The following is a 9,997-nucleotide window of genomic DNA, read 5'->3' as shown; positions in this document are numbered from 1 at the left end:
ATTAAATAGGTCAACTATTCTCACGAATCCATCGAAGCTGTCTAGAACGCTCAAGACTGTCGACTCGTTCTACTGACTCTTCAATAGAGAGTATGCTCGAAAGCATAAGTCCGACAGGCTCCTGGAGTGTATCATCGTCAGAGTGGGTCGAATCTTCCTGAAGATGATGATCCTTCAGGTCCTCCATGTTTAATCTGCAGCCATTGCAAGGTGATGCGTGCATTGCCTGGAGAAGGTCTTTGTCATCACTGCCAAAAGTTGCTCAATACTGACCCTGGAGAAGAAGCTTCCGGTGCTTTTTTCTGCATTGAAAAGACAGGGTACACCTGCAGTCTTTGTGGGATTTTTTCTGTAAAGGTAAATGGGGCACAGTGTCAAAACTGCTGGCAGATGATTGAAGCGTCTGGGAAACCGGATAGTCAGAGTCAGCCTTGTCAGGGGTGTCAGAAGCTGAGGGCAGCTGGAGAATATACGACAGACGGTTGGCGCTGTCCTGGATGCATCGATTTGGCTGAAAATGGGTGTCTGATCTGTTTTGAAGGCGATGAAAAGGGTGATTTGCTGCCATTACAGTGTGGGCATCCTCTCCTGGTTCACAGAGCCTGTATTCAGAGGTGTGCTGGGCATCAAGTGCTCTGCACTCAGTGCATGAGAAATCAAGGGATTGCAGGGTCGAATCAGGCAACAGAAGAAAGTCATCCAGCAGGAGCTGAAGCTGCATCAGTACTGGTGGTGGATATGTCAGAAGGTGATCAATGGGTGCTGGCTCAGACTCTGGCCGCAGAACTGAATTTTAGTGAACACATTCCAGTGACAGCCCAGCAGGTTTTGAGTTTTTTGAGAAGAACGCCGGGACTGACCCAGGAAAACAGCCGTGAGCGGTTTATGCAATATTATACAAATAGCTGGTGCTGTATTTTATAAAGCAGGGCTCATCGAATGTATTTAGCCATGAGCATGACAAAGCCCACTGCGCTGAGCATGACTATGTACGGAATGAATTCTGGCCACTCTACTTTGTACTGGTATGTGGCAATTTCGTAGTGTTTCGAGCTTTGCTGATCCAGTGCCTGACATAGAAGGGCTTCATCCATATTCATAAGAACACCTAAGACAAAGAGTTTGTCGACTCTGAAGCGGCACCAGAGTTGAGTTTGATGTTTGAGTTCGTAGAGGGGCGTGTCATTAGCTTCTGACGAAGCTCTCATAGCATTGACTTTAAATTCTGGCATTTTGGCCTGCCATTCATTCCTTGAAAATCCTGACCCTATGGGCAACTGAAAATGATCATGCTCAGAGCCATCCTCCAGAATTATGCACTGGCTGCCATCCTTGTTCAGTATGCCAGCCAGCCATGGGCCGTCTTCAACTCTGGCTCGACAAATCAGGGTGGAGAAATCATCAATTACATCTCTATAACGACTCAGCGAGTTATACGGACCAAAAGATTGCCAGTACCAGATATTCTGGTCCTCGGCTCTGAGGTGGGTGATTATTAAAAATAGGCTAAGGAAGGCAATCCTTGCTAGAGATGACATGTTGTTCGATGACCTGCTTAGACGACGTAACTAGAATAGAACAGTTTGGAGAAGTCGCTCGTCTTAAAAAGGCTGGGTTGTCATCCCCTTAAAGGATAGAATGGCACGATTATTCTAATCATTCAGAACAATTAAAAGATCATAATGAAAGTTGTCAGCGCGATCTTCAAACTCCTTTTCTGTCGTTTATGGTGGCTCAGCTTTTTTTTTCCTTTCGCCGCTGTGGCTCAAAACTATCAAGGAACGCAAGGCTATGTGGGCAGCCAGGCCTGTGCCTCGTGTCATGTTGAGCAATTCAAGGACTGGAAAGCCAGTCAGCATCACTCAGCACTGCAGGAAGCCACACCCGCTAATGCACTGGGTGACTTCAATAACAAAACCTTTAAGTACGAAGGGGTGGTGAGCCGGTTTTTCAAACAGGGCAATGACCTGATGGTGGAAACCGACGGACCTGATGGCAAACTCAAGTCGTACAAAGTGCTTTACACTATTGGTGATTACCCACTGCAGCAGTACCTGGTTGATTTTGGCAAGGGGCATATTCAGCCGCTCAGTCTGGCTTGGGATTCCAGACCCGTCACTCAGGGGGGGCAGCGCTGGTTCCATCTTTATCCCAACGAGAAAATCAACTTCAAAGACCCGTTGCACTGGACCAAAATCACCCAGAACGCTAACCAGATGTGTGTTGAGTGTCATACCACCGATTATAAAAGGAACTACAAACCAGAGGATCACAGCTACACCAGTGACTGGGTAGAATCCGGCGTCGGTTGTGAGAGTTGCCATGGTCCCGGTAATAAACATCTGGAGTGGGCTAACAGCCTTGAGCCTAAAATGCCGCTCAAACTGAATCATGAAAACAGTAACGAGACTCTCAGTAGCGGCAATTATATAGACAGTCCAAAGGATGCGGTCAGCAATAAAGGTTTTGTAGTCGATCTGTCCGATCAGATTAAATGGACCTGGGATGAGGGCAGTGAAATTGCCCGACCACTGGAAGTGAAGGCTCAGCAGCAGATTGAGACCTGTGGCCAGTGCCATGCCCGCCGTGAACAGATTGCTTCAAAACCGGCTGTGAATAAAGTCATGACGGACAATTACATGCCGTCGCTGCTGGCAAGTGTCTTGTACGAAGCAGATGGCCAGATTAACGACGAAGTGTTTGTGTATGGCTCCTTTAAACAAAGCAAGATGTTTGAAGCTGGTGTCACCTGTTCCAACTGCCATAACCCACACTCTGGCCAGTTGAAAGCAGAAGGTAATCAGGTTTGTGCCCAGTGTCATAGCCCACAGACCTTTGATACACCCAAACACACCTTTCATGAGCCCAAAAGTCCGGGTGCCCAGTGCAGCAGTTGCCATATGCCAGAGAAAACTTACATGGTGGTTGATCCGCGAAAGGATCACAGTTTCCGGATTCCAAGACCTGACCTCAGTGCCAAACTGGGCACCTCTAATGCCTGTGTTCAGTGCCATACCGATAAGAGTAATGAGTGGGCGGCAAATACTATGGACAGCTGGCATGGTGAAGACTGGCGGCAACGGCCTGAGTTTGCCACGGCTTTACATGCGGCAAGAACCGGAGCTTTTAATGCCGGAGAACAGTTAAAGGCCATTGCCGAAAGCCCGAATTTTGCACCTATTGTCAGAGCAACGGCCCTGAACGAGATGGGCAATTATCTGAATGGTGATTTACTGCCCACAGTACAGAGGAACCTGAAAGATAGAGACCCACTGGTGCGAGCGGCCGCTGTGGCATCACTGCAAATTGCTCCCGTTAATCTGAAAATTCAGCTACTGGCGTCCTTGATGGACGATCCTTCCAAGGCTGTCAGGCTGGAAGTGGCTCGTTTGATGGCGGCAGTGCCTGATCAGCAGCTTTCTTCTGTGCAACAGAATCAGAAACAGAGGCTGATCGGTGAGTACATTACGACCCAGCGCCTGAGCAGTGACCGTGCTGGTGGTCGTTTGAATCTGGGGCAGTTCTATCTGGATCTGGGAATGGCCTACAAGGCCGAAGCAGAGTTCCTGAAAGCGGCAGAAATTGAGCCTTACTTTACCCCGGTCTACATCAACCTGGCGGAATATTATCGCCGTACGAGTCAGGCCCACAAAGAGGGCGAGTGGCTGAAGAAAGGTCTGGAGATAGACGGTTCATCGGCGGCTCTTAACCACAATATGGGCCTCTACAAGGTGAGACAGAAGAGTACGGCTGAAGCCACAGATTTCCTCAGAAAAGCAGTACAGCTGGAGCCCATGAACGAACGCTATGTGTATGTTTATGGGGTAGCTCTGTTCAGTGTCGGGCAAAAAAAGCTGGCTGTAGAAGTGCTGGATAAGGCTTTGCAGCAATTCCCGGCTAATCGACAGATTGAAGAAGCTTTACGGGCTTATCGATCTCAATTGCAGCAATAGTTTGGGAGCCAGGTAGCTCAGCCCATTGATTGCTGCTGAGCTACCTTTCAACAAATCAAAGTTTGCTCAGAGACTGGTGAATACTTTCGCCCAGTATACGGGCTAGTTTCACGGGAACCGCATTTCCAAGCTGTCGCATGGCTTCGCCCCAGGCTCCTTCCAGGGCATAGTCATCAGGAAAGGTTTGAATTCTTGCACTTTCACGAACCGTAAAATAACGAACGCTGTCATCAGGGTAACGAATCATATTTTCTCCACCCGGAACGCCGTGGGCCCCAGCCTTCAGTGTTTTGGATGGGTCGTCTATATAGCTTCCGGTATGGCCGGGATAAGTTCTGGCACCGTCTTTAAACTCGTGATTTTTCAACGTACTGTTTTCAAGTTGTGGATGCGGTATATCTGCTAGCGCATCCCTGACGGTTACCCAGGGCATTTTGTCAGGAGCAAATAAACCGTACTTTTTTTTGAGCTTTGATATTTTACGATTGATTTTTTCATTCGAAGAAGGTCTGTCTAAATTATGACGAGGCCAGTAATCGCCAGTGACCCACTGATCCCAGAACAGAGCGTCCTCGGAATGCGTGGTTTCAGGGAAGGACCAGCCAACGTCCAGATCCGCTCTGAATCCGACAATAAAGACCCTTTCACGCTTTTGTGGCACGCCATAGTTAGCCGAATTCAGTAAACGGAAAACGACCTTGTATTCCAGCTCTTCTTCGTGGTGCTTTGTATGGTGCTGCTCCAGCCTTGCAAGATGCTGCTCCCAATCTTCGTCAGCCAGTTTGTCCATCGAGGGGTACTGCAATTGCAAAAGTATGTATTCAAAATACTCAGCAAAAGATTTACGAAGCAGTCCTTTTACATTTTCAAAAACGAAGGCTTGTGGTTTGAGCTCGCGAATGGCCCTGACGGCTTCAGGGAACATATCCCGGTTATCATTATGAGCCTTGTGATTGCCACCCAGAGAGAAAGGCTGACAGGGCGGCCCACCAGAAACAAGCCTGACAGGGTCGTGTTCTGGGTTGTCTACAGTGTCATAATTGAAGGAGCAGATGTCACCCTCAAAAAGAATGTGCTGATTATCGATAAGATAGTTTTGCCGTAGTGTACGGCATGCATCTTTATTCTGCTCAATGATGGCACAGGGGGAGAAACCGGCATGCTCAAGGCCTATAGCCAGACCTCCACCTCCTGCAAAAAGCTCAATGGATCTCATGTAATAGATTTAGCTCAAATTTTGTTGACTATGCCTTGCCTGCTGGAGGCTTGCCTGCTGGAGGCTTGCCCCTGAAGTCGGTCTGCCCAGTTACGACCCGGGTGCAAAGTGTCCCATTCCGATGGAGCCTGATTATAGCGACCTTTACCTGGATCGTGGTTGCCGAAACCATCAATACTTGAATTCCACAGAGATTGTATTTCCCTGATCAGAGTGGATTCTAGAGCTGAAATCAAATCCAACCCATTGCCTTCAAGGATGGCAAACCGAGCTTTGAATCTTGCACAACCGAGTCCGACAGCTTCCAGACTTCTCATATGTTCGCCCAACCTTTGTCTGAGCTTTTTTGTCACTTCCCCGGTTGGTCGCCCCTGTCTCCAGCCCTCTGGTACAGCTTTACCAATATAAATAGGTTTGTCAGCTGGTACTTTCCCTTGATATGGAGTGTCTTTAGCATCTATCAGGTAGAGGGCATAGACACCAGCACCATCAAAAGCAGGAAGATTCTGTAAATCCCGCAATGGGATTTGCTTGAAAGAGGAAATCAATGGGCGAATAACGGCGTCAGCTTGCAGCTTGCAGCTTGTGAGACTGTATGTTGAAAATCATATTGTCTTTACTCCCTTAAAGATCAAGCAATCGTACCAGTAAGGTGATTCAGTATGAATCTGTTTTGTATGTTTTCTAACCTTTGATATCTTGGTGTATCCCATGTGTACCAAGGGGAATGATAGAAAAACTATTTTTATGACGAATTAAAAGAAATGATGAGTTTGAACAAAAAGCTATTGCGCGGTAATCTGCGCGGCTTTTTAACCATTCCTTTTTAATGGCAGGGCAACATTTGATCACTACAGCCAATATCACCATGCAATTTGGGGACAAACCCCTATTTGAAGATATTTCCGTTAAATTTGGCGACGGTAACCGTTACGGTCTGATCGGCGCTAATGGCTGTGGTAAATCGACCCTGATGAAGATCATCAGCGGTGAACTGGAGCCTTCTGCCGGTAATATCAACTACGATCCCAATGAGCGTATTGCCAAACTGAATCAGGATCAGTTTGCCTACGAAGACAATACGGTCATTGATACCGTCATCATGGGGCATGCCGAGCTCTGGAAGGTGAAGGAAGAGCGTGACCGCATCTACGCCAAAAGCGACATGACTGAAGACGAAGGCATGCGCGTAGCGGACCTGGAAGTCCTGTTTGGTGAAATGGACGGTTACTCTGCTGAAGCCCGTGCTGGTGAGCTGCTGCTGGGTCTGGATATTCCACTGGAGCAGCACTATGGTCCAATGAGTGCTGTGGCTCCAGGTTGGAAGCTGCGTGTTTTACTAGCTCAGGTCCTGTTTGCGAATCCAGACGTTATGTTGCTGGACGAACCTACCAACAACCTGGACATTAATGCTATCCGCTGGCTGGAAGGCATACTCAAGCAGCGTGACTGCACCATGATCATTATTTCTCACGACCGTCACTTCCTGAACAGTGTCTGCACCCACATGGCGGATCTGGATTATGGCGAGCTGCGCATGTTCCCCGGCAATTACGATGAGTACATGACTGCGTCTACTCAGGTTCGTGAGCGCATGCAGGCCGATAACGCCAAGAAAAAAGCCCAGATTGCTGAACTGCAGAGCTTTGTCAGTCGCTTCTCGGCAAATGCTTCCAAAGCCAAGCAGGCGACTTCAAGAGCCAAGCTGATCGACAAAATTCAGCTCGAAGAGATTAAGCCTTCCAGCCGTCAGAACCCGTTTATTCGCTTTGAACAGGAAAAGAAACTGTTCCGTAACGCTCTGATCATGGAAAAAATGTCTCAGGGCTATGACGAAAAAATGTTGTTCTCCGACGTTAACCTGATGGTGGAAGTGGGTGAGCGGGTCGCCATCATTGGCCAGAACGGTATTGGTAAATCAACACTGCTGCACACTCTGGCTGGAAAAATGACCCCGAAAGGCGGTTCTATCAAGTGGTCTGATAATGTCGACATTGGTTACTACGCCCAGAACCACAGCGAAGACTTCGACATGGACATAACCCTGTACGACTGGATGAGTCAGTGGATGAACGAAGGGGACGACGAGCAGGCGATTCGTGGCGTACTGGGTCGTATGCTGTTCTCCCAGAGTGACATCAAAAAATCGGTGCGGGTCATTTCCGGTGGTGAGCAGGGCCGTATGCTGTTTGGTAAGTTGATTCAGCAAAAGCCAAACGTACTGCTGATGGATGAGCCTACCAACCACATGGATATGGAGTCCATTGAATCCCTGAACCTGGCGTTGGAAAACTACCCGGGCACACTGATGTTTGTCAGCCATGACCGTCAATTTGTATCGTCCCTGGCGACCCGTATCATTGAAATCACAGAAGACGGCGTCATCGACTTCCACGGAACTTACGACGATTACCTGCGCAAGCAGGGCGTTGTTGAAGAGTAAGTCGCCCAATGAAAAACAGGACTGAGAGTGCTCAGTCCTGTTTTCAGAATACTTGCAGGGTTATTCGATACCCAGCAATTCCACATCAAAGATCAGTGCTGAGTTGCCGGGAATTTTACCCGCACCACCGCTGCCATAAGCCAGATTAGCGGGTATAAACAGTCGAAACTTATCGCCTGTCGACATCAGTTGCAGTCCTTCTGTCCAACCGGGAATCACCTGGTTCAATCCAAAAGAAATCGGTTGTCCGCGTTCCACAGAACTGTCAAACACCTGTCCGCTAATCAACGTGCCATGGTAATGCACTTTTACTTTGCTGGTGGCTGAAGGTTGCTCAGAACTTTCCGCTTTTTCCAGAACCTTGTATTGCAACCCTGACTCGGTGGTCATCACCCCTTCTTCATTCTGGTTCTTCTCAAGAAAAGCCTGACCCTGAGTCAAGGCTTCTGAAGCCAGTTGCTTTTTCTGATCAAAGCGGCGCTTGCCCCAAAAAAACATGACAGCAATAAAAATAATGAGGATAACAGTGGTCACAGAGATCACCCGGTCAGTGGATAAGTCAACGGAAAATACCCTATCCTGAACGGGTTTTCTATGAAAATGCAGCTCCTGAATTTAAAAGCTTCAGGCTCTGGACGATTCCATCACTGAATAAGCAGCATACCTCTGTCATTGATGTTTTCTGGGGTTGTCTTCCGCGCCCTTGTCGGTTTCAGCAGGTTCCGGCTCTGGGTTGACCAGCTTTTCCTCTCTTGGCCATTGTCCAGCCTGTTTACGGGTGCCCATAAAGAGAACGGCCACCATGCCCACCAGAATCAGACCCATCTGAACCATAAAGATCAGCATGATCAGCGGCAGCATCAGCACAAACAGACCGGTGAGAATAACGGCGCCCAGAATTGCTTTGAATGGGCTGATGGCAGCACCATTACGCTGATCAAAAAAGGTACCTTTAATCTTCTCAAAACCGCTTTTCAATCGATTGATCCATTTATCCATCATTGACCTCGATATTGGATGGTGTCAGTCATGGTTTCAATGTAGTGGGTTATGGATAAACAGATCGTGTGCGGAAGATTAAATTTTGTTCATTTTTTTGAGGTCGCAAAAAATTAATGGGGGGTAGGTATTTACCACTACCAAATGCTTGTAAAAGTTGGCAGAATGACCAAAAAAATAAATCAGCAAGAAGCTGTTTTGAGGCAAAGGGATGGAGCTCGATCTGTATGAAAAACAGTCAAATCTCGGGCGGTAGTGTGCCATTATTAAAAGCACATATGTATCATCTAAAACTATGAGTTCTCCATGAGTACTGCTTTATCTCTATGCTTAATTTTAAGTTCTGAAAAATTAATTGAATGAGAGTTAGTATGGCCTAGCGAAGTGATGTTGAAAAAACAAAGATTATGTTTATCTAAATAAAAACTTAAAGTCTGAACCTGCTTATGTGGATGATAAGGCTTACTCAGAAAAGTGATTTTTAACTACTGCCTGGTAGTTGCCTAAAAGGATGTATTGTGAAAATTAAAGTTGTACCTCTCTGTTTATCTCTTAGTGTTCTTCTAGTCGGTTGTGGAGGAGGAGGAAGTTCATCGAATGACTCTCCTCAGGTATCTACTCCAACGGAAGAGACATTTGTTGGCTATCCAACTAATTTGACATCATAGTTTGATGTTGAGGTCAGTTTTACTGGAGAAGTAAAGAGTTCTATTGATAAATCATCAGTTAATGTAACCTATGATATTAATAACTCTGGATCCTTTGATAATGGAGATGTTCGAGTTGTTGTAGGTAGCTATTATGATAACGTGAATATTCCAAATACTTGGGAGAATGGCGGCGATTTTGTAGTTGAGACTATTGTAAATGATGAAGAAGTAGTCTTCAAAAAGAATACAGGTTAACTATTGGCGATGGTAATAAAGTCGTCTTTGTCGAAAATGTTGGTGGTGTTGCGAGAACTCTATATATTGAGTGAGTCAAGGGGTTTGAATTGATCAAGATGGTTTTTATTGCTGGGTTAATAATGACAGCAATTATCGCAAAACTAGGATCTCAAAACTTAATTGAAGTTATCTTGATGCTGTTTTCGATATTTACATCGATGATTTATTTAGTACTCTTTCTTGATTTTAAGGTTACAGATTTTGTTAAGAATAGGTATGAAACATAATATTTTTTAGCACATTGAGGTGCGTGAAAAATAATAATTTAAACATAAAGGGGCAATAATAATGATTATGATAATAGCGCCTATGGGTAATTCCTAAAAAACTGCTGGACAGAGAAAGAGAATAATACCTTTCCCTTGCAGCGACTATCCTTTATCCCATGGTTTTCTCAACCCGCAACGAACAGCAGAGTGAACAGACTGCAAAGCTTCTT

Annotated in this window: 9 protein-coding genes; 3 read left to right on the top strand and 6 right to left on the bottom strand. The window is 46.4% G+C overall.

Going from position 1 to position 9,997, the window contains the following annotated elements:
* Positions 1 to 10 precede the first annotated feature (10 nt).
* Entirely contained in the window at positions 11 to 187 is a 177-nt protein-coding gene (locus tag ACR2PX_RS28420; RefSeq protein WP_434002721.1) for a hypothetical protein, read from the bottom strand.
* A gap of 461 nt (positions 188 to 648) precedes the next feature.
* Here ACR2PX_RS28420 and ACR2PX_RS28415 point away from each other — a divergent pair, with 461 nt between their 5' ends.
* Entirely contained in the window at positions 649 to 924 is a 276-nt protein-coding gene (locus tag ACR2PX_RS28415; RefSeq protein WP_434002720.1) for a hypothetical protein, read from the top strand.
* A gap of 8 nt (positions 925 to 932) precedes the next feature.
* Here ACR2PX_RS28415 and ACR2PX_RS28410 read toward each other — a convergent pair whose 3' ends face one another.
* Entirely contained in the window at positions 933 to 1,538 is a 606-nt protein-coding gene (locus ACR2PX_RS28410; RefSeq protein WP_434002719.1) for a hypothetical protein, read from the bottom strand.
* A 144-nt stretch (positions 1,539 to 1,682) separates the two neighbouring features.
* Between ACR2PX_RS28410 and ACR2PX_RS28405 the strand changes: the two genes are divergently transcribed.
* A complete protein-coding gene (locus ACR2PX_RS28405) occupies positions 1,683 to 3,953 on the top strand; it encodes a multiheme c-type cytochrome (RefSeq protein WP_434002718.1) in 2,271 nt (756 codons plus the stop codon).
* Positions 3,954 to 4,008: 55 nt separating this feature from the next.
* On the opposite strand, the gene ACR2PX_RS28400 is transcribed toward ACR2PX_RS28405, so the two are convergent.
* Together ACR2PX_RS28400 and ACR2PX_RS28395 are read right to left on the bottom strand one after the other, a co-directional pair.
* Complete coding sequence (locus ACR2PX_RS28400) at positions 4,009 to 5,169, bottom strand: DNA cytosine methyltransferase (RefSeq protein WP_434002717.1); 1,161 nt, start codon at positions 5,167 to 5,169, stop codon at positions 4,009 to 4,011.
* 14 nt (positions 5,170 to 5,183) lie between these two features.
* Positions 5,184 to 5,690 carry an Eco29kI family restriction endonuclease gene (locus ACR2PX_RS28395; protein WP_434002716.1) on the bottom strand — a complete coding sequence of 169 codons (507 nt, stop codon included), beginning with the start codon at positions 5,688 to 5,690 and terminating at the stop codon, positions 5,184 to 5,186.
* Positions 5,691 to 6,013: 323 nt separating this feature from the next.
* Between ACR2PX_RS28395 and ACR2PX_RS28390 the strand changes: the two genes are divergently transcribed.
* Positions 6,014 to 7,612 (top strand): ABC-F family ATPase, encoded by a 1,599-nt coding sequence (locus ACR2PX_RS28390; protein ID WP_434002722.1) that lies wholly within the window; start codon positions 6,014 to 6,016, stop codon positions 7,610 to 7,612.
* Between the two features lie 60 nt (positions 7,613 to 7,672).
* On the opposite strand, the gene ACR2PX_RS28385 is transcribed toward ACR2PX_RS28390, so the two are convergent.
* On the bottom strand, positions 7,673 to 8,146 hold the full coding sequence (locus ACR2PX_RS28385) for an FKBP-type peptidyl-prolyl cis-trans isomerase (protein WP_434002715.1): 474 nt from the start codon (positions 8,144 to 8,146) through the stop codon (positions 7,673 to 7,675).
* Between the two features lie 135 nt (positions 8,147 to 8,281).
* A complete protein-coding gene (locus ACR2PX_RS28380; RefSeq protein WP_434002714.1) occupies positions 8,282 to 8,614 on the bottom strand; it encodes a hypothetical protein in 333 nt (110 codons plus the stop codon).
* Positions 8,615 to 9,997 lie beyond the last annotated feature (1,383 nt).

Source organism: Endozoicomonas sp. (genome assembly GCF_051008435.1).
Taxonomy (GTDB): Bacteria; Pseudomonadota; Gammaproteobacteria; order Pseudomonadales; family Endozoicomonadaceae; genus Endozoicomonas_A.
This window is presented reverse-complemented; position numbering and strand designations above follow the sequence as displayed.

Bases quoted from the DNA above. Each gene is read 5' to 3' on its own strand.
- ACR2PX_RS28420 (WP_434002721.1), bottom strand. From the start codon at position 187: ATGGAGGACCTGAAGGATCATCATCTTCAGGAAGATTCGACCCACTCT.
- ACR2PX_RS28380 (WP_434002714.1), bottom strand. From the start codon at position 8,614: ATGATGGATAAATGGATCAATCGATTGAAAAGCGGTTTTGAGAAGATT.
- ACR2PX_RS28410 (WP_434002719.1), bottom strand. From the start codon at position 1,538: ATGTCATCTCTAGCAAGGATTGCCTTCCTTAGCCTATTTTTAATAATC.
- ACR2PX_RS28405 (WP_434002718.1), top strand. From the start codon at position 1,683: ATGAAAGTTGTCAGCGCGATCTTCAAACTCCTTTTCTGTCGTTTATGG.
- ACR2PX_RS28400 (WP_434002717.1), bottom strand. From the start codon at position 5,169: ATGAGATCCATTGAGCTTTTTGCAGGAGGTGGAGGTCTGGCTATAGGC.
- ACR2PX_RS28415 (WP_434002720.1), top strand. From the start codon at position 649: ATGAGAAATCAAGGGATTGCAGGGTCGAATCAGGCAACAGAAGAAAGT.